This window comes from Kosakonia sp. Marseille-Q7440 (assembly GCF_965119485.1).
The window spans coordinates 1,708,671-1,725,742 of the sequence record NZ_CBCPLT010000001.1; the positions used below are offsets into that span (position 1 = coordinate 1,708,671).

Sequence of the window (17,072 nt, forward strand, 5' to 3'; positions counted from 1 at the left end):
AGCAACAGGGGCGAATGCCGAACCTAAATTGGTCTGCTCTGTATGCGAAAATTGGTGGGGCTAAACGTGCCATTGCCTGCTTATAATCATTTCGCAAGGGTAATGAGTTATTTCCATTCAATGGGTAGGAAATTACCGCCGGGATCTATTTCGGTGCAGCTTATTTACGCCTGCCGGGCACGTAACAGATATAAAAAAAGAGAGGTCATGACTATGAGTAATACTATTTTTACGATTGAAGCGGTCATCGAGAGTGATTATGAGGGCTGGTTGCCGCTGTGGGAGAAATATCAGGAGTTTTATAAGGTGGATATTCCCGAGGCGGTGACTCAACGCACGTGGCAACGATTTTTCAGCCCGGTTGAGCCAGTATTTTGCGTAGTGGCGAAATATAACGGCAAGGTGGTGGGGTTTGCTCATTATCTCTTTCACCGCTCAACCTGGGCGGAGAGCGATTATTGCTATCTTGAAGATCTCTATGTCTGCGAATCCGTTCGCGGCCAGCAGGCGGGCAAGCAGCTGATTGAATATGTGCAGCGCGAGAGCAGAAAACGTCACGCCAGCCATCTCTACTGGCACACCCACGAAACTAATTATCGCGGGCAGCGTTTATATGACTGGGTGGCGAAGAAAAGCGGCATGATCGAATATCGCATGCAGGTGAGATAACGATATTTTTTTCGCCTTTGGTACCCTTTGAAAAAAAATCAGGGCTTCGAAGCAAGCGACGCGTCGCGGCCGTTTTAACCTGAACAGGATGGATAAAATCGTGAAGAAGGTACTTTTATGTGGCCTGATACTGGCCTCTGCGTCATGCGCTGATTTCCAGAAAAGTATGCAAGATCAGATGAACGCGGTGAACGCCGCGCTCACACCCAAAGGCACAAACGCACCGCAGAGCGCCTCTGCCAGGAGGGTGGGCACCATCACAAACGAGCAGTGCAAAACCAGCATCGGCAAGAGCCGTAGCTATTTCGAACAGCTTATTGGCTTCAGGCTGAATGAGTCCAACTCGTCCAGCTATACCTCTTTTTCGCAAACCTACAATTTGAAAATATCCGACAGGAAAGACCGTCTTGGCGGTAACTATGCCATCTGCGTCATTGCCATCGATCCGCAAACGGATAAAGTCACAACATTCTCTATGCCGGTTTAATACCGTACCTCACTCTGTTTTACAGAGAAAAATAGGGGAGCCAGAGGGTTCCCCTATTTTTGCCATAATCCAGCGTGGTGAAAGAGGAGTAATGTTGCTTATTAAGGCTATTCTCATATTGTTGAATTATCACGGCTGGAAACGATAATAAATTTAGCTTTAGTCGAACATATTTTATAAATTTCGCGGCTGCTATGTTGGCAAAATGCTAACGGTATGTTGAAGCGCTATGGCGAAAAATGTAGGATAGCGGCTCCATTTATGTACAAGGAAAATAACTTATACCTGAGCACAGTGAGGGTGTTCACCTTTGGCTTATTTGCCGTCGCGAACGTTGTTCGCTTTTTAAGAAAGGGTATAAAAAATGAGTACAGAAGATGAGCTGGTAAGGATCCGCGAAGAATTAAGCAGTATCAGGCGCCGTGTTCGTGGTGGTGGTGGAAGCGACTACTGGTTTGTCTATGCGGTACTGATCCTCCACGGGCTGGTAGCAGGTGGCGTAACGGGTTACTTTTTAACCTCCCAGGCAGGCTGGAAAACGCTTCCTGCCTATGGGCTGGTCTACATTGTCTCTGCGCTGCTATTTTTAGTTGGCTTTAAAAGACCGGTTCTGCACCTGATCTATGTTGCGCATGCTTGTTTCTATTGGGGCGTGATTGCCTGGGGTAGTGCTCATCAATTAGGCCCTGTTGTGAGCTGGGGATGCGGGATCGCTGCGTTTATATTGTCCTTTATAACCCTCTGTCATCCTTTAGAAGTCTTTCCAAGGCTAAAACAGAAGAAATAAACGCACCCTTTGAGGTCGTTAATTTCAGCGCGTAGTACGCTGACAAGCGCGCAAATAAAACGGGAACCCTAGGGTTCCCGTTTTGCGTACAATGCCAGCCGCCTGAATCAGAGGCGAAGTGCAACTTACTGTGTCGACGTGGTTGTCGTCGTTGTGGTGCCAGTATTCGAACCGTTATTGCCGCCAGCCGCCAGCAGTGCGAGGCCGGTTACGGCCGTGGCGACGGTCACCCCTGCAATGGCGGAAGATCCCACTGCAAATTCAGAGGCGTTTGCGCCAGCCGCTTCACCGCTATTGAGCGCCAGGGCAGAGCCCGACGCGGCAACAGCGTTACCCGCCGCTATCATCAAAACCAGGGCAGCAATTGTCATTTTCATCTTTCTCTTCTCCATTTAGCGTTACTTCCATCAGGGCAATGACACCCACCCATACACTATTTTTATTGTTGCCAAAGCGGGGTTTATAACTGTATCTGTTTGTTAAATATGAACTTTTCATTCATTGACTAGCTATCAAGTGACTGATTTACCGACGCCTCGTTTTTAATCTCAGTGAGTATTTTCAGACGATCCGCATTCATGCCTGCGTGCTGCTGGCGCTTTTAGCGGCGCGGCCTACGCTTAAAAGATGCGACGCAGCGGCCTGCAACGGGGCTGCGCTATAGCTGTCGTGAATGGAAAAAATGACAAAGGAGCAAGAATGAACATTGCCTGTCTTGGTTGGGGATCGCTGATTTGGAAAGCGGATGGTTTACCGCTGGCCAGCCGCTGGTATGCCGATGGCCCGCGTTTACCCATTGAGTTTTCCCGCGTCGGTGATGGGGGCGAGCTGGCAACGGCGATCTGCATTAACGCGCCGGCGGTTCCGGTTCACTGGGCGTTTCTCAATACCGGCGATCTCGAGCTTGCGACCGCGGCCCTGCGTAAGCGCGAGCAGATCCCGGATTCACGGGAAGATGGCGTCGGCTCGCTGGTGCTGGCGGGCAATATGGACGGTACTCTCGCCACCTGGGCGGCGGCAAGACAGCTTGATGCGGTGATCTGGACCGCGTTGCCACCGCGTTTCAATGGCATTGAAGGGCGGATCCCCTGTGTCGATGATGCGCTCAATTATCTGCGTTCATTATCAGGCGACACCCTGGATCATGCGCAGGACTACCTCTGCCGGGTTCCTGCCGTGTTCGACACGCCCTACCGCAGGGCAATTCGCGAGCAGCTCGGCTGGCCCTGCTAATTCCGACCGTCGCGTAACTAATCACATTTTTGTAACACTTTCATCGCACCCTGGTAGCGCTTCGCCAGGGTAGACTCTGCCTGCTCATTGAATATGGAAAAAAGAGAACTTTAAGATGCCATTACGTTCGATTCAGGCGTTGTGTTTACTCAGCTTCTTTATGGCGGATGTGCGGGATGGTCTTGGTCCCTTTCTGGGGATCTTCCTGATTCACTATCACTGGAGCGCGGAAGCAATCGGCTACGCGATGACCGCAGGCGGTATCGCCGGGCTTCTGGCGACGCTGCCCTCCGGGATTGTGGTGGATGCTTCGGCGCGCAAACGGGCGATTATCGCCGTGGCCGCGCTGCTGATTATGGCGGGCACGCTGCTGCTATGGTTCTTCCCCGGCTCGTTGATGGTTTATGCAAGCCAGGTGGCAACGGGCATTTCGGCGGCATTTATCGGCCCGGCAATGGCGGGCCTGACGCTGGGGCTGGTGGGGCAGCAACGCTTTGCCCATCAGCTGGGACGTAATGAAGCTTACAACCACGGCGGCAATATGCTTTCGGCGCTGCTGGCTGGTGTTGCCAGCTGGTACTGGGGCATCGGCGCGGTCTTCCTGCTGATGCTGGTGATGGCCTTTGGCGCGCTGATGGCGGTGCTGGCGATCCGCGAAAAAGATATCGATCACCGCGTTGCGCGCGGGCTTAATCCTGAAGAGACGCTCGGTGAGATCCCGTCGCTCTTTACGCTGCTCAAAATCCCGGCGCTCACCATCACCGGGCTGACCCTGATGCTGTTCCATCTGTCGAATGCCGCACAGTTGCCAATGCTGAGTATGCAGGTGGCTTCAGGCCATAACGCCGCGCTGTTCAATCCTGGCGCGTATGCGGCAATGACGGTGGTGATAGCGCAGGGCGTGATGATCCCGGTGGCGCTGATGGTCTCGCGCTACGCCCAGCGATATGGCTATGAAAAACTGATCCTCATCGCTTTGATTATCCTGCCGGTTCGCGCAATGACCGCCGCGCTATGGCCCTCACCGTGGGCGGCGATCCCGGTGCAGGTTTTTGATGGGATGAGCGCCGGTATCCTCGGCGTGGCGGTGCCCGGCTTTATTGCCTCGCTGTTAAACGGCACGGGGCACGTCAATGCCGGGCAGGCGCTGGTGATGCTGATGCAGGGCTTCGGTGCCGCCATCAGCCCCTCGCTTGCCGGAACCGTGGCGACGCACTACTCCTGGCGCACGGCTTTTATCACGCTGGCGAGCATTGCCCTGACGGCGCTGCTCATCTGGCTCGGCTTCGCCAAAAAAGGATCAACGCAACCCCTTCGCGATTGACCTCTCCTGCGGCTGATGCGCTGTTAGCGGTTCCCGGCGCATCAGATCGCGGCAGACATAAAAGAGCCCAATCATAAAAGGAAACTCATACAGCTCTTCAATCAGATCCTGATAGTCGCGCTTGTGCAGGAAGAAGTGGGCGATTGCGCGGTGGTGCTCCACGCTGTCGGAGATCAGGAAAGTGATGACCACCAGCGCAAAACTCCAGACAAGCAGGGTTTGATGGCGCAGTCGGTCAATAATCTGCTGGCGTAGCGCATGGGAAAAGAGAGGAAACAGCACCAGCGCGCCAATCAGTAACACCGAGATGGCACGAAAGAGCAGGCGCGGTTCATGCGGAAAATAGTCGCGGCCCCAGCTGACGCTGCGTCCAAGCAATACCAGCCACCACATCGCAGCCCAGAGCCAGAACCGTTTGCGCTCCGGCGTCAGCGGAGTAGTGAGCGCGAAGCGCAAAGTAAAAACAAAAGCAAACAGCAGCCATAGTGCCTGGACATTTTCTATCACTGATACCGACAGCCCGTGATAGAGGGGCAGAGAAAAGTCGGCGAAAAAAGGAATGATGCAGGCGAAAACCGCCAGAATCACGGTGGTGGGCGTCAGGCGTTTATCGAATTTCATAATATTGCCACATTGATAATAATTAGCGGGCTAACATAGCGGATGAGGGTTTGTGCTGCTTTGCGATTAGTGGCTTATTGACTTATCAGGGTGGGAAACGCACCGGCAAAATAGCCGGTTGCGTTATTTTCAGGCGGCCTGAACGGTATTGATAATCTTATGGATGCGTTGTTTGAAGCGCTTAATTGACCTGTCTATTTTCCGGCGATGAAGAAAGCGGAAATAAGATGAGAGCGGAACAAATTCGGCTTCGCCAATATTATCGATAACGACCAGTTCATACTCTTGCGGCGCGGTTTTACGCACCAGCACATTGTACTCTTTCAGCGTCATGGTCGAGATGCCGTACTCAATGAGATTGCTGCGCAACTCAGCGAGTTTCTCCTCGAGCAGACGCAGAGAAAGACGCTTGTTCTTCAGGTAGAAGGCCAGGCTTTTGGAAATTTTTCCATCGTAATCGGTGACCAGATCGAAAACATGGCCGGTGCCAAAATTGGTCTGGATTTTACCGTAGTAGTTGGGAATGGCCTGGCACGCCTGAATAGAACCTGATTTTTTGCGGTAGTAGCGCGTTTCGCGCTTCACCTCTTTTAACCCGCCATCGTCGGGGTTATAGAGGGTTTTGACACATTTTTGACTATCAAACGGGTGCTGGTAACACCGGCGGTGGCGGCCGCTACCTATATTCTCTTTTAGTATCAGCATGGTTTACTCTCCTTGCCGGATACTATGAGATTGCGCGGTTAAATATTTCCTAAACAAGGGAAATGCTTTGATACATTTACCCGGAAGGCAGGGAATAAGCGCACCACATGTTAAATTTGGTCGCCCGGTGGGGGTAAAGAGCGACCCTGAAATAACGCACTGCGCGTATCACGCCATTGACGTTTACTCCTGAACCATCCACATATCCGCCTCTTCAAACATCTCTTCCAGCATGCGGTTCAGCTTTTCGCGATCGCTTTTGCTGGCATCGCTGTTCAGGCCGTTAGCCTGCATCGGTTTCACCCGCACATCGGCGTCGGGGAAGATGCGGTGTACGCGCTTTGTCAGTTCAGTGAGGATAATCTCTCTCGCGCCGGGTAAACCTTCAACGTTACGCTTGTCGTAAACCAGTTCAACAAACACAGGGTCGTCCTATTCAGTCTGAATTTTTCGTGCAGCATTTATACTGGATAAAAAATCAGTATTCAAGACTAAAGCGTGTAACAGGGGCGCATTCTGCGTACAAGCCCATAAACCGGGCATATTGGGCGGAGCAGGGAGGCAGGGAGAAGAAATAAAGGATGGCAGTTTCGACATCAAAACTGCCAGCGAAGAGAGTACAAATTGTTAAAGCGTATATCCGTCACTTGCGCACTTTATAACCTGGCGGCCAAAAGTGCACAAACGCAAATTTTTCGCTGGAGGGATTCATAAAATTGATGATCAGTGTATTAATCATCAGCCTTTGTAATTCCCCTGGCGAAAGTGTGCTTATGCCGGGTCGCGCTGAAGTTTGAAGATGCGAACCATCTCCACCAGCTGTTCCGCCTGCTGCTGCATCGCCTGCGCGGCAGCGGAGGACTCTTGTGAGAGCGTGGCGTTCTGCTGCGTTGCGGCGTCCATGTGCGTGATGGCGACATGGACCTGATCGATGCCCACACTCTGCTCGTTGCTGGCCAGCGAAATGGTATCGACAAGTTGGCTTACGCGCTCAACGCTCTGCATAATTTCGGTCATCGCGCTGCCGGCGTTTCTCACCAGTTTATTGCCTTCATCAATGCGATTCACCGAACGCTGGATCAGTTCACTGATCTCTTTCGCCGCCGTGGCGGAGCGCTGGGCGAGGGCGCGCACTTCCGATGCCACCACGGCAAAACCGCGGCCCTCAGACCCTGCGCGCGCCGCTTCTACCGCCGCATTGAGCGCCAGGATATTGGTCTGAAATGCAATGCTGTCGATCACGCCGATAATGCTGCTGATCTCGGTCGAAAGGTGATTGATCTCGCTCATGGTGGTGACGACGCGCTCCACGACCTCGCCGCCCTGGTTAGCTACCCGCGTGGCTTCACGGGTGATATCACTGGCGATGCGTGAATTATCAGCATTGTTCTTCACCACCGACGTCAGCTCTTCCATCGAGGCGGCGGTTTGTTCAATCGCGCTGGCCTGCGCTTCATTGCGTGCGGAGAGTTCTCGGCTGCCGCTGGCAATCTGCTGTGAGGCACCGGCGATCGTTTCAGTGCCGGAGCGAACCCCGGAGACGACGCGTGTCAGGTTCCGGTTCATCTCCTGCATGGCGCGCATCAGTTCGGCGGTCTCATCGCGCCCGGAAATGACGAAGGAGGATTGCAGATCGCCCGCGGCGACGGTGCGGGCAACGGAGACGGCCTGTGCCAGCGGACGCGTAATACTGCGAATTAACCACCAGGTGATCAGCATGCCGACAATCAGCGTAAAGGCCATCACCAGCGTCAGCATCAGACGCGTCTCTTCAAACAGGGTGTTATTGTGCGCCTCGGTCTGCTGGCGGATATGCGCCGCTTGTTGCAGCGTGCTCGCCACCACCGTATCGATCATTTTGGTCGGTTCCCGATCGATACCGGTCACCATATGGTCGACCCGCTGTGCGCTGCTGGCATCAGCAATATCGTACTGCTGCAAGGCATCCAGATACTCTCTTTCCAGCTTTGCATGCAAGTCGATAGTTTTGACAACTTCATTGTTCGCGACACCAATCTTTGGAAGCAGCACGCTCAGGGTTTTTAACAGCGCCTGCGTTTTCTGGCTCTGTTCGACAAAGGCGTTTTTATATTTAACGAAGGTTTCCTGATTTTGCGTGCCGCGCAGCAGCGTGTTTTTCCACTCCTGCACCTGAATTTTGAACTGCACTTGCGCATTACGCGCGGTGTCGATGCTCTGCGCAACTTCGCCTTCGGTTGCCATGATCTGTTTGTTTTGCGCGAGTGCGCCAGCGTTAATGGCGAGGCCGCGGATCCCCATAAACAGCGTTGCCAGTAACAGTAACGTCGCCAACAAACCCAGACGCTGCCCGATAGTAAGATGGTTAATTTTCATGCTGTGTCACTTCCCCTGATGGTGAGGCGCAAATGGCGCGCACGCCAGCACTATCGACCTATTTAAGCAGGGCTTTAATATCGATCTGAACAGAAACAGAGCATTTTTAGCTTAATATTTTGATATATAAACAGATGGCACTTTTATGACATTTTCGTGACGCTGTATTACTGCTCAACTTACCGCGTGTGCAGAGGGGTCAACCCTTCAAATGATGCCTGGGATCGGCATGGATATTCGCCAGCAGGCGCCAGGGTTTGCTGTCCAGCAGCCAGGCGGGAACATCCGCCGCCGATAACGGGCGGGCAAAAAGATAACCTTGCGCTTCATCGCAGCCATACTCTTCGAGCATGCGCGCGGTTTCCAGATCTTCCACCCCTTCCGCCAGCACCTCGTAGTTCAACTCTTTAAGCATCATGATTACATTTCGCGCAATGATGCGGCTGTCGTCATCGGTGGCAATCTGGCTGACCAGCGAGCGATCGAGTTTGATCATGTCAATCGGGATGCGTCGCAGGTAGCTGATATTGCTGTAGCCTGCGCCAAAGTCATCAAGCAGGATGGTAAAACCAAGCGCATCAAGCCGGTTAAGCTCCCGCAGGGCGGCATCGCTCTCCAGCACTTTTTCCGTTTCCAGACACTCAATGTGAATATCGGCAGGTGTAAGCCCGGCATCGATAATGTGCTGCGCCAGTTCATCGGCGAAACCGCTGCGCGAGAAATCACTCACCGTGGCGTTAATGGAGACGGGAAGATCGATGCCGATCGCCTTCCACGCTTTGACCTGGGCAATCACCGTTTTAATCACCCAGTGGGTGATATCGGCCATCAGGGTGGTTTTTTCCGCCAGCGTGACGATCACCGCCGGTGAGATTGGCCCAAGCTCGGGGTGAGTCCAGCGCAGCAGCGCCTCCACGCCCTCGGTCTTTCCCGTACGCAGAGAGACTTTCGGTTGATAGGCCATATGGAGCTGATCGCCCGTTTTGATTGCCTGGCTGAGATCGTACAGCAGGCGGAAATCGGTATTACGCTGCTCATCAAGGACCGGGTTGAAGTGCAATACCGGGATATTCTCGCGGATCGCCTCATGCAGGGCGCTGATCGCCTGACGCACCACCTCCTGTACGTTGTCATTTTGCGGCGTAAAGGGGACATAACCCGCGTGAATAGAGAGATTGATATTAATATCGCTACCAATGGTCGCCTGGAAAGCGTGCACTTTTGCGACCCGCTTAGCCAGCCTGTTCGCCGCGTCACGCCCGGTCAGCACCGCAAAGCGTCCGGTGGCGAAGGCATAAAGCGTTGTTGCCTTGTTAAGCCGCAGGCGCATCTGCAACAGCGGGCCAAAGCTGCGCAGCAGCGTCTCCAGCGCCTCAACGCCGAGATAGCGGGTCAATTCATAGGCACGGGGAATATCAATACAGTCAAAGATGATCAGCGCATAATCACCGCTCGCGTTCTGCTTCAGGTGCGCCATCTCTTTAATTAAGCAGGGGCGGTTCGGCAGGCCGGTCAGCGCATCGACAAGACCAATGTTGTAGCAGGATTCAAGGTAGAGCGTGGCGAGAGCGGCGATGCGCTCAAAACTGGCGATTTGGCGAGCATCGGGTTCGTAGAGCTCAGGATGGGTGACGCACAGCGTGCCGAGCACCGCTCCCTCTTTGGCGATCATCGGTGCCGAGGCGTAAAAGAGGATATCACCGCTTTGGACCAGCGGCTGATGGGAAAAGCGCGTGTCGAGGCGGGTATCGATACAAACAATTGTCTGCCGGTCGGCCAGCGTATACTGGCACATGGTTCGATCGATGGCGATTTTGTCATGCTCGATCGGCACTTTTTCGACGAATTTGATGTACTGAAACTCATCATCAAAGGTGGTAATAAAGCAGCCTGATACCCCCATCACTTCACTGGCCAGACGCGCAAATTCCGCCAGCGCCGCATCGCGGGCCGCGTCGGCCTTACTCAATAAATCAAGCGCGGCCAGCTGTCTGCTTTCACTTTTTTTAAGGCCCGTAAACATGGTGCGCTCCTGCCCTACAAGTTAAAACAGGGTGTCTTCGTCTGAGAACGCCATCAGCGTGACAGGCGTCGGATTACCCGATGCAGCCGCGTATCACTATTTCCACCAGCCAAGCTGGGTGCCGACCACGGCAATAATCGCGACGATCAACATGATGATGGTGGTCTTTTTCATGCAAACTCCTCGGTCAGCGGCACGCGCCGACCCTGTTAAGTGTATATGAAAGCGAGGCCATTAAGATTTGCCTCATGCCAGCAACGGGAAATAACGCTATTAATTGAGCTGCTGGAACGCTTTTTTGGTCTTGCTCTTCTTCACCCGGTACATCATTTCATCGGCCGCGCGCAGGGCGCTGTCCGCATCATACTGGTCAGGGTTAATTTCAATCACGCCGACGCTGGCACCGGGGTAATAAAGATGAATATCACCAAGCCGATACTCACCGGCAATCTGCTTATCGAGGCGCGTTTTCAGCGCACTGAGCAGCACGCCCTGCGACTGCTGGAGCGGGCCACCGGGGCAGGCGAGTAAAAACTCATCGCCGCCGAGACGACCAATAATGTCATCTTTACCGCGATCCTGCGTCAGCCGCTTGCCCACTTCAATCAGGAACCGATCGCCAGTCTCATGGCCAAACTGGTCGTTAATCCCTTTGAAATTATCGAGGTCGATAAAAGCGATAATGACGTGGATGTTGAGATGGCGGGCGAGTGAGAAGAGCGTCGGCAGCGACTCGAACAGCGAGCGGCGATTTGGCAGGCCGGTCAACACATCGGTATAGGAGTGGGCGATCAGCGCGGCGTTGGCTTCGCGCAGCTGGTCAACCAGATGCTCTTTTTCAATGTATTGCGCGATCAGGCCGGCAAACAGGCGCAGCACCTGCTCGCCGCGCACGCTGAGCATCTTTTTCTGATTGCTGGCCGCACACAGCGTGCCATAGAGCGAACCGTCCGCCAGCTGCACCGGCTGGCTGAGATAGGTGGTGATGCCCAGCGCCTGTGCGGCTTCGCAATCGCGCCAGCGGGTTGCCACATCATTGGCGAACAGACAGTTATCATCCAGCGCGCGTTTGCACAGGCTGTCGCCAAAGGGGAGGGAGAAACCTTCCGGGATCTCAAGCTGCTTGCTGTTGCGGGAGTAGACAATGTGCTGCTGGCGGGGGTCATCACTGATTTTGGTCAGATAGGTCGATTCCATATCGGTCACCATCTCCAGCATTTCCAGAAACTGGCGGACTAAGCTTTCCAGCGAGTGCTCTTTCGCCAGGGTTTCCGATACCCGGGCGAGAATGAAATCGGACATGAATATTGGGCTCCGGTGCGTGGGTACCTCGTTGACCCGGCACGTTATTGCTGACTATTTCGACGGCGCGCCATTAAAACATGAACCAAAAGGATTTGATATATCGTGTAACGGACAAAAAAAAGCCCCGCTGATGAAGCGGGGCAAAAACTCATTGATTACGGAATGATGTTCTCTGGTCATGGGTGAGAACGAAGCAAACTATAACGGTGAAAAGTGCATTAAGGATGGAGAAATCATGGAGATATACCGCTTGCGCGGCTATTCTGAAGAGCGTTGTTGACCACTGTAAGGAAAAGAAGATGCGTTATGGGTTACTCGTTTTACCGCTGCTGGTCTCTGCCTGCACCTCATTGCCAGCTAAAAAGCCGGACCATCCGCAGGTCGGCATGGCCAACCCGGCGGCAGTCTACTGCCAACAGCGCGGCGGCGAGCGCGTACCGGTGCAGAGCCCGCAAGGCGTGCGCACCGAGTGCAAACTGCCGGGCGGCGAAGTGATCGACGAGTGGGCACTGTGGCGTCGCGATCATCCAACACCAGGATCGTGACAGCGGCAGAAAAGCCCGGTAAACTTCTCTTTCAGAATTATCTCATATTCAGCTTTAACGAGATCACGCGAGAGAAGCATGTTTCAGTTACGACCGGGCAGCCAGGCATTAGTCATCGGCGCCCAGACCGCCAGCGGGCGGAGCAATATCGGTAAATCCGTTGAGTTATTCGGTCTCTGCCAGCCGGGTGAGCGCTTTCTCAATCCGGTGAATGGCGTGGTTACCGAAATGCCCCGCACCGCAGCGCGCGCGCTCTGGCTGGTGACGGGCGATGTGACCGCGTTTGACGGTCAGCACGGTTTCGCCTTTGTGCGCGCCGAGCACCTGATGCCCCTGCAGCCGGACAGCGCACCGCAGGACGAGCGCTCGCAGGTGATGAGCTAACGCAGCGCGCGCAGCCATTCCGCCAGCACGACGGCGTGGTTTTGCTCCCTCTCTTTTGCCGCATATAACAGCGTGACGGCGCCGTTTTTCCCCCGCGCCGCCAGCTCTTTTCCGGCCTCTTTTTGCGCCTCAAGCTCTTCCCGGTAGCTCTTCTTAAAGGCAGCAAAATCGATCGCCTCGCCGTGAAACGCTTTGCGTAGCTCCGCTGACGGGGCCAGCGTTTTGCACCATTCGTCATAAGCCAGATCGACTTTCTTTATGCCGCGCGGCCAGAGCCTGTCGACCAGCACCCGATAGCCATCCTCTTTACTGGCGGCGTCGTAAACACGTTTACACTGGATCATCGCGTTCTCTCCTTTTCTTAAACTGGCAACTTATTGTTTCATAATTGTTCGTAATTCGGCCCTGCTGATTTAAGGTGTTGTGATTAACGTTAAAGACGTCTAGTGTGATGCGCCTTATGTTAGCCATTATCTACCACGGCATAGGGGCACTTCTCCATGAACCACATTCCGCCTAAAAAGACACTGCGTATTGCGCTGATCGGCGACTATAACCATGACATTGTTGCGCATCAGGCGATCCCGCTTGCCATTGATGATGCCGCGGCTGTCCTTGAGATCACCGCTGATTATGACTGGCTGGCAACCCGCGAGATCGACAATCCTGAAGATCTGGTCGGTTATGACGCCATCTGGGTCGTGCCAGGCAGCCCGTATGAAAATGCAGAAGGGGCGTTTATCGCCATCAAGTATGCGCGTGAAAACGCCATTCCGTTTCTCGGCACCTGCGGCGGTTTCCAGCATGCGGTGATCGAGTACGCCCGCAATGTGCTGGGCTGGGAAGATGCCGCCCATGCTGAAACGCAAAACGCAGGGCGGATGGTGATTACGCCGTTGACCTGCGCGCTGGTGGATCAAACCGGTGCCATTGAGTTAAGACCCAATACGCTGATTGCCCGCGCCTATGGGCGCAATGAGATTGATGAAGCCTACCGCTGTAGCTTTGGCGTCTCCCCGGAGTTTGCCAGCGAGCTGGAGCGCGGCGATCTGCGGGTGACCGGCTGGGATGAAGAGGGTGAGGTGCGGGCGGTAGAGTTGATCACCCATCCGTTCTTTGTCGCCACGCTGTTCCAGCACGAGCGCGGTGCGCTGGAAGGTCGTCCGGTGCCGCTGGTGCATGCAATGCTGCGCGCCGCAGGCGAATAAGCCCGTGGATTGTGCCGGATGGCGGCTGACGCCTTATCCGGCCTACAAAGCGGTACCGGTTCGAGGGTGACACTTACGCTGTGCCGGATGGCGGCTTGCGCCTTATCCGGCCTACAAAAGCGGTACCGGTTCGAGGGTGACGCTTACGCTGTGCCGGATGGCGGCTGACGCCTTATCCGGCCTGCAAAAGCGGTACCGGTTCGAGGGTGACACTTACGCTGTGCCGGATGGCGGCTTGCGCCTTATCCGGCCTACAAAAGCGGTACCGTGGTGTTGTAGGCCGGATAAGCGTTTACGCGCCATCCGGCATTTACCTGCCATCCTGTATCTACCCTGAAACGATCTCCCGGTCACGTCCGGCAAACGCGCCGCACAGCGCCATCACCACCGACAGCAATGCGCAGGCGATCAGCGGCAGATGCCAGTCGCCGCTGGCGTCATGCACTTTCCCCATCAACGGCGGTCCGCAGGCGGCGAGCAGATAACCTACTGATTGTGCCATCCCCGACAGCGCGGCGGCCTGATGCGCCGAGCTTGCCCGCAGGCCAATAAAGGTCAGGCCGAGGATCATCGTCGCCCCGGAGCCAAATCCGTATACCACCGTCCAGATCGCCGCGTGCCCCGGTTGCAGCCATAGCCCCAGCGCGCCCGCAGCACACAGCAACGCAACCAGCGCCGCGATAGCCCGCTGATCGCGAAGGCGGTGCAGCACCAGCGGAACCAGCAAACCGGGCGCAGCCGTAGCCAGTTGCAGCACGCCGTGCAGCGAACCAGCCTGCGCCTCGCTAAAACCCTGGCTTATCAGAATCGATGGCAGCCAGCCAATCACAATGTAGTAAATCAGCGAGTTGATCCCGAGATAGAGCGTCACCTGCCAGGCCAGCGCCGAGCGCCAGATGCCGCGGCTGTGAAGCGCACCGCTGGTACTGAGCGCAGCAGGTGCGCCGTGGCGCAGCCGCGGGAGCCAGAGCAGCAGTGCCAGCAGCGGAAAGATCATCAGCGTCAATAACGCGCCATGCCAGCCCGCGCCACTCTGCGCAATCGGCACCATCGCCGCGGAGCCGAGCGCCGCCGCCGCGCCCATGGTGAGCGAATAGGCTCCGGTCAGTTTGGCGACATGCTGCGCAAAATCCCGCTTCAGCATGCCGGGCAGCAGCACATTGCCGAGCGCAATGCCGCAGCCAATCACCGCCGTACCGATAAACAGCAGCAGAGAAGAGGGCAGCGAGCGCAGGGCGATGCCCGAGCAGATCAGCAGCAGCGCGGCAAACAGGCTGCGCTCCATGCCAATCCGGCGCGCCACGCCCGCCGCCAGCGGCGAAATCAGCGCGAAGGCCAGTAACGGTAGCGTGGTGAGCATCCCGGTTTGCGCCGTGGTTAAACCATATTCGGCGCGAATGGCATCCAGCAGCGGCGCGGCGCCGGTGAAGGTGACGCGAAGCGTGGTAGCAATCATCAGAATGCCGACAATCAGCAACACGCGCTGTTTGCCGTCAGAGGAGGGAGTAATCATGGTGTTCTCATTCATAAACAGAGGGCACTACGATAGCGTTTTTCACCGCTGTTTGAATCAAGCTAAAATGACACTTTATCGCTAAATCCGGACAACTTTATGCACGACTTAGCCTTAGCGGGCTTCGATCCCGACAGCCAGCAGGAAGCCGCCGTCGCCTTTCACATCCGCATGACAGCGCATGAACAGCGCATTCCCGCTCATCATCACCGCAAAGGGCAGCTGATCCTCGCCTTAAAAGGGGCGATCACCTGTGAAGTGGAGAATGCCCGCTGGATGGTGCCGCCGCACCACGCCATGTGGTTACCGGGTTTTGTGCCGCACAGCAATCACGCCACCGCCAATGCACAGCTTTGCTTTCTGTTTATTGAAAGCTGGGCGGTGGTGATGCCGGAGCACTGCTGCACCCTCAAGATCTCACCGCTGGTGCGCGAACTGATCCTGCAACTTGCCGCTCGTTCAGCCACCGAGCGGCGTGAGCCGCAGACCCAGCGTCTGATCCAGGTGCTGTTCGATGAGTTACCCCATCAGCCGCAGATGCAGCTCCAGTTGCCGGTCTCCATGCATGCCAGGATCCGCCAGATGGTCGAGACCATGGAGCAGACCCCGGCCGACAGGCAGACGCTGGCGCAGTGGGCGCAGCGCTTCGCCATGAGCGAGCGCAACCTCGCGCGCCTGGTGGTAAAGGAGACGGGGCTAAGCTTTCGCCGCTGGCGACACCAGTTGCAATTGATCCTCGCCCTGCGCCTGTTGATTGAGGGCCACAGCGTGCAGCACATCGCCCAGGCGCTGGGGTATGACTCAACCACGGCGTTTATCACCATGTTTAAAAAGGGGTTAGGGCAGACGCCTGGGCGCTATCTGGCAACGCTTGGCGAGCGGTAATATTTTTTCCTGCCAAATCCGCTTATGTTGTGTGGAATTAAATCGTTTATAGCGCCCGAAACAAAAGGATAAGTCATTAATATCGCGAAACTGTTTTTAATAACTTTTTCAGATATTCAATGCACTTTTTGATATTTGTGTGATGAAAAACCTTATGTGACTTTAACGCGGCAATAACACAATAACCGGGCATAAGGATTAGCATGGCAACCACATTACACACAAAAAAGATCGTTGCGCTCAGCGCGCTGGCGCTGCTTTCGGCGCTCTCCTTCTCCGCGCAGGCAGATAAGCTGGCGGATATCAAAGCCGCAGGCGTCGTCAAAGTCGCCACATTTGATGCAAACCCGCCCTTTGGCGCGATCGATCCTAAAACCCACGATATTGTTGGCTACGACGTCGATTTTGCAAAAGCGCTGGCGAAAAGCCTCGGCGTGAAGCTGCAACTGGTTGCCACCAACCCGGCGAACCGCATCCCGCTGCTGCAATCCGGCAAGGTCGACCTGATTGTTGCAGATATCACCATCACCCCGGAGCGGGCGCAGGTGATTGATTTTTCGACGCCCTATTTCGTTACCGGCCAGCAGTTCCTCGTCCCGGCCTCTTCACCGGATAAGCTTGATGCCTACAGCAAAGCGCGCATCGGCGCGGTGAAAGGCACCACCGGCGAGCAGGCGCTGCATCAGCGTTTCCCGCAATCGCGCGTGCTGGCCTATGATGACATTCCGCTGGCGCTGACCGCGCTGCGTAACGGCAACGTGCAGGCGATCACCCAGGACAGCACCATTCTGGCGGGTCTGCTGGCGGGCGCGCCGGACAAAGCGAAGTTTAAGATCCTGCCCGATCTGCTGTCGAAAGAGGAGATTGGCGTCGGCGTCAGCAAAGGGGAGAGCGCACTGCTGAACAAAGTTAACGAAGAGCTGGTCAACCTCGAGAAGAGCGGTGAAGCAGCGAAGATTTACGACACCTGGTTTGGCCCGCAAACCAAAACCCCGGCTCCGCGCAGCTTTACCATAGAAGCGAAATAG

20 protein-coding genes are annotated in these 17,072 nt (G+C 55.2%); 10 read left to right on the plus strand and 10 right to left on the minus strand.

The genetic code is table 11. The features are described 5' to 3' along the window. The first annotated feature begins 213 nt into the window (after window positions 1-213). The 3 genes from ACWPW2_RS07845 (at window position 214) to ACWPW2_RS07855 (ending at window position 1,943) form a co-directional block, all read left to right on the plus strand. A complete protein-coding gene (locus tag ACWPW2_RS07845) occupies window positions 214-669 on the plus strand; it encodes an N-acetyltransferase family protein (RefSeq protein ID WP_454122262.1) in 456 nt (151 codons plus the stop codon). Between the two features lie 166 nt (window positions 670-835). Continuing rightward, the gene (locus ACWPW2_RS07850; RefSeq protein ID WP_319551814.1) at window positions 836-1,156 is read left to right on the plus strand and encodes a hypothetical protein; all 321 of its coding nucleotides are present in this window, start codon (window positions 836-838) and stop codon (window positions 1,154-1,156) included. Window positions 1,157-1,520: 364 nt separating this feature from the next. Further along, a complete protein-coding gene (locus ACWPW2_RS07855) occupies window positions 1,521-1,943 on the plus strand; it encodes a hypothetical protein (protein WP_023481424.1) in 423 nt (140 codons plus the stop codon). A 125-nt stretch (window positions 1,944-2,068) separates the two neighbouring features. Here ACWPW2_RS07855 and yjbE read toward each other — a convergent pair whose 3' ends face one another. After that, window positions 2,069-2,314, minus strand: coding sequence for an exopolysaccharide production protein YjbE (yjbE, locus tag ACWPW2_RS07860; RefSeq protein ID WP_454122265.1), 246 nt, complete (start codon window positions 2,312-2,314; stop codon window positions 2,069-2,071). Window positions 2,315-2,642: 328 nt separating this feature from the next. Here yjbE and ACWPW2_RS07865 point away from each other — a divergent pair, with 328 nt between their 5' ends. Both ACWPW2_RS07865 and ACWPW2_RS07870 read left to right on the plus strand, forming a co-directional pair. Beyond that, window positions 2,643-3,176, plus strand: a complete 534-nt coding sequence (locus tag ACWPW2_RS07865) for a hypothetical protein (protein ID WP_454122267.1) — start codon at window positions 2,643-2,645, stop codon at window positions 3,174-3,176. Window positions 3,177-3,291: 115 nt separating this feature from the next. Next, complete coding sequence (locus ACWPW2_RS07870) at window positions 3,292-4,500, plus strand: MFS transporter (RefSeq protein ID WP_454122269.1); 1,209 nt, start codon at window positions 3,292-3,294, stop codon at window positions 4,498-4,500. Here ACWPW2_RS07870 and ACWPW2_RS07875 read toward each other — a convergent pair. The 7 genes from ACWPW2_RS07875 to ACWPW2_RS07905 form a co-directional block, all read right to left on the minus strand. Next, complete coding sequence (locus tag ACWPW2_RS07875; RefSeq protein ID WP_454122271.1) at window positions 4,477-5,121, minus strand: hypothetical protein; 645 nt, start codon at window positions 5,119-5,121, stop codon at window positions 4,477-4,479. The two genes, ACWPW2_RS07870 and ACWPW2_RS07875, sit on opposite strands and share 24 nt — an antisense overlap. 129 nt (window positions 5,122-5,250) lie before the next feature. After that, window positions 5,251-5,826, minus strand: a complete 576-nt coding sequence (locus tag ACWPW2_RS07880; protein WP_454122273.1) for a YrbL family protein — start codon at window positions 5,824-5,826, stop codon at window positions 5,251-5,253. A 183-nt stretch (window positions 5,827-6,009) separates the two neighbouring features. Further along, window positions 6,010-6,249, minus strand: a complete 240-nt coding sequence (locus tag ACWPW2_RS07885; protein WP_023481865.1) for a DinI family protein — start codon at window positions 6,247-6,249, stop codon at window positions 6,010-6,012. 348 nt (window positions 6,250-6,597) lie between these two features. Further along, complete coding sequence (locus ACWPW2_RS07890) at window positions 6,598-8,181, minus strand: methyl-accepting chemotaxis protein (protein WP_454122275.1); 1,584 nt, start codon at window positions 8,179-8,181, stop codon at window positions 6,598-6,600. Window positions 8,182-8,380: 199 nt separating this feature from the next. Next, complete coding sequence (locus ACWPW2_RS07895; RefSeq protein ID WP_454122277.1) at window positions 8,381-10,204, minus strand: EAL domain-containing protein; 1,824 nt, start codon at window positions 10,202-10,204, stop codon at window positions 8,381-8,383. Between the two features lie 96 nt (window positions 10,205-10,300). Then, window positions 10,301-10,378 carry a protein YoaJ gene (gene yoaJ, locus ACWPW2_RS07900; RefSeq protein ID WP_071789586.1) on the minus strand — a complete coding sequence of 26 codons (78 nt, stop codon included), beginning with the start codon at window positions 10,376-10,378 and terminating at the stop codon, window positions 10,301-10,303. A 99-nt stretch (window positions 10,379-10,477) separates the two neighbouring features. After that, a complete protein-coding gene (locus ACWPW2_RS07905; RefSeq protein ID WP_454122279.1) occupies window positions 10,478-11,506 on the minus strand; it encodes a sensor domain-containing diguanylate cyclase in 1,029 nt (342 codons plus the stop codon). A 302-nt stretch (window positions 11,507-11,808) separates the two neighbouring features. Between ACWPW2_RS07905 and ACWPW2_RS07910 the strand changes: the two genes are divergently transcribed. Both ACWPW2_RS07910 and ACWPW2_RS07915 read left to right on the plus strand, forming a co-directional pair. Then, complete coding sequence (locus ACWPW2_RS07910) at window positions 11,809-12,054, plus strand: putative hemolysin (protein ID WP_454122281.1); 246 nt, start codon at window positions 11,809-11,811, stop codon at window positions 12,052-12,054. A 78-nt stretch (window positions 12,055-12,132) separates the two neighbouring features. After that, a complete protein-coding gene (locus tag ACWPW2_RS07915) occupies window positions 12,133-12,438 on the plus strand; it encodes a hypothetical protein (RefSeq protein WP_023481862.1) in 306 nt (101 codons plus the stop codon). Here ACWPW2_RS07915 and ACWPW2_RS07920 read toward each other — a convergent pair. Then, window positions 12,435-12,782 carry a DUF488 domain-containing protein gene (locus tag ACWPW2_RS07920; protein WP_454122284.1) on the minus strand — a complete coding sequence of 116 codons (348 nt, stop codon included), beginning with the start codon at window positions 12,780-12,782 and terminating at the stop codon, window positions 12,435-12,437. The genes ACWPW2_RS07915 and ACWPW2_RS07920 overlap by 4 nt on opposite strands. A 156-nt stretch (window positions 12,783-12,938) precedes the next feature. Between ACWPW2_RS07920 and ACWPW2_RS07925 the strand changes: the two genes are divergently transcribed. After that, a complete protein-coding gene (locus ACWPW2_RS07925) occupies window positions 12,939-13,646 on the plus strand; it encodes a CTP synthase C-terminal region-related (seleno)protein (protein WP_454122286.1) in 708 nt (235 codons plus the stop codon). A gap of 328 nt (window positions 13,647-13,974) precedes the next feature. On the opposite strand, the gene ACWPW2_RS07930 is transcribed toward ACWPW2_RS07925, so the two are convergent. Next, window positions 13,975-15,159: a CynX/NimT family MFS transporter gene (locus ACWPW2_RS07930; RefSeq protein ID WP_454122288.1), complete on the minus strand. Its 1,185-nt coding sequence runs from the start codon at window positions 15,157-15,159 to the stop codon at window positions 13,975-13,977. 99 nt (window positions 15,160-15,258) lie between these two features. Here ACWPW2_RS07930 and ACWPW2_RS07935 point away from each other — a divergent pair, with 99 nt between their 5' ends. Together ACWPW2_RS07935 and ACWPW2_RS07940 are read left to right on the plus strand one after the other, a co-directional pair. Beyond that, entirely contained in the window at window positions 15,259-16,044 is a 786-nt protein-coding gene (locus ACWPW2_RS07935; RefSeq protein WP_454122290.1) for an AraC family transcriptional regulator, read from the plus strand. Window positions 16,045-16,247: 203 nt separating this feature from the next. Beyond that, window positions 16,248-17,072, plus strand: coding sequence for an ABC transporter substrate-binding protein (locus ACWPW2_RS07940; RefSeq protein WP_454122292.1), 825 nt, complete (start codon window positions 16,248-16,250; stop codon window positions 17,070-17,072).

Excerpts from the sequence above, each read along its gene's own strand:
- ACWPW2_RS07920 (WP_454122284.1), bottom strand. The coding sequence starts at position 12,782 with ATGATCCAGTGTAAACGTGTTTACGACGCCGCCAGTAAAGAGGATGGC.
- ACWPW2_RS07925 (WP_454122286.1), top strand. The coding sequence starts at position 12,939 with ATGAACCACATTCCGCCTAAAAAGACACTGCGTATTGCGCTGATCGGC.
- ACWPW2_RS07940 (WP_454122292.1), top strand. The coding sequence starts at position 16,248 with ATGGCAACCACATTACACACAAAAAAGATCGTTGCGCTCAGCGCGCTG.
- ACWPW2_RS07890 (WP_454122275.1), bottom strand. The coding sequence starts at position 8,181 with ATGAAAATTAACCATCTTACTATCGGGCAGCGTCTGGGTTTGTTGGCG.
- ACWPW2_RS07845 (WP_454122262.1), top strand. The coding sequence starts at position 214 with ATGAGTAATACTATTTTTACGATTGAAGCGGTCATCGAGAGTGATTAT.
- yoaJ (WP_071789586.1), bottom strand. The coding sequence starts at position 10,378 with ATGAAAAAGACCACCATCATCATGTTGATCGTCGCGATTATTGCCGTG.
- ACWPW2_RS07870 (WP_454122269.1), top strand. The coding sequence starts at position 3,292 with ATGCCATTACGTTCGATTCAGGCGTTGTGTTTACTCAGCTTCTTTATG.
- ACWPW2_RS07915 (WP_023481862.1), top strand. The coding sequence starts at position 12,133 with ATGTTTCAGTTACGACCGGGCAGCCAGGCATTAGTCATCGGCGCCCAG.
- yjbE (WP_454122265.1), bottom strand. The coding sequence starts at position 2,314 with ATGACAATTGCTGCCCTGGTTTTGATGATAGCGGCGGGTAACGCTGTT.
- ACWPW2_RS07895 (WP_454122277.1), bottom strand. The coding sequence starts at position 10,204 with ATGTTTACGGGCCTTAAAAAAAGTGAAAGCAGACAGCTGGCCGCGCTT.
- ACWPW2_RS07880 (WP_454122273.1), bottom strand. The coding sequence starts at position 5,826 with ATGCTGATACTAAAAGAGAATATAGGTAGCGGCCGCCACCGCCGGTGT.
- ACWPW2_RS07935 (WP_454122290.1), top strand. The coding sequence starts at position 15,259 with ATGCACGACTTAGCCTTAGCGGGCTTCGATCCCGACAGCCAGCAGGAA.
- ACWPW2_RS07905 (WP_454122279.1), bottom strand. The coding sequence starts at position 11,506 with ATGTCCGATTTCATTCTCGCCCGGGTATCGGAAACCCTGGCGAAAGAG.
- ACWPW2_RS07930 (WP_454122288.1), bottom strand. The coding sequence starts at position 15,159 with ATGATTACTCCCTCCTCTGACGGCAAACAGCGCGTGTTGCTGATTGTC.
- ACWPW2_RS07865 (WP_454122267.1), top strand. The coding sequence starts at position 2,643 with ATGAACATTGCCTGTCTTGGTTGGGGATCGCTGATTTGGAAAGCGGAT.
- ACWPW2_RS07910 (WP_454122281.1), top strand. The coding sequence starts at position 11,809 with ATGCGTTATGGGTTACTCGTTTTACCGCTGCTGGTCTCTGCCTGCACC.
- ACWPW2_RS07855 (WP_023481424.1), top strand. The coding sequence starts at position 1,521 with ATGAGTACAGAAGATGAGCTGGTAAGGATCCGCGAAGAATTAAGCAGT.
- ACWPW2_RS07850 (WP_319551814.1), top strand. The coding sequence starts at position 836 with ATGCAAGATCAGATGAACGCGGTGAACGCCGCGCTCACACCCAAAGGC.
- ACWPW2_RS07875 (WP_454122271.1), bottom strand. The coding sequence starts at position 5,121 with ATGAAATTCGATAAACGCCTGACGCCCACCACCGTGATTCTGGCGGTT.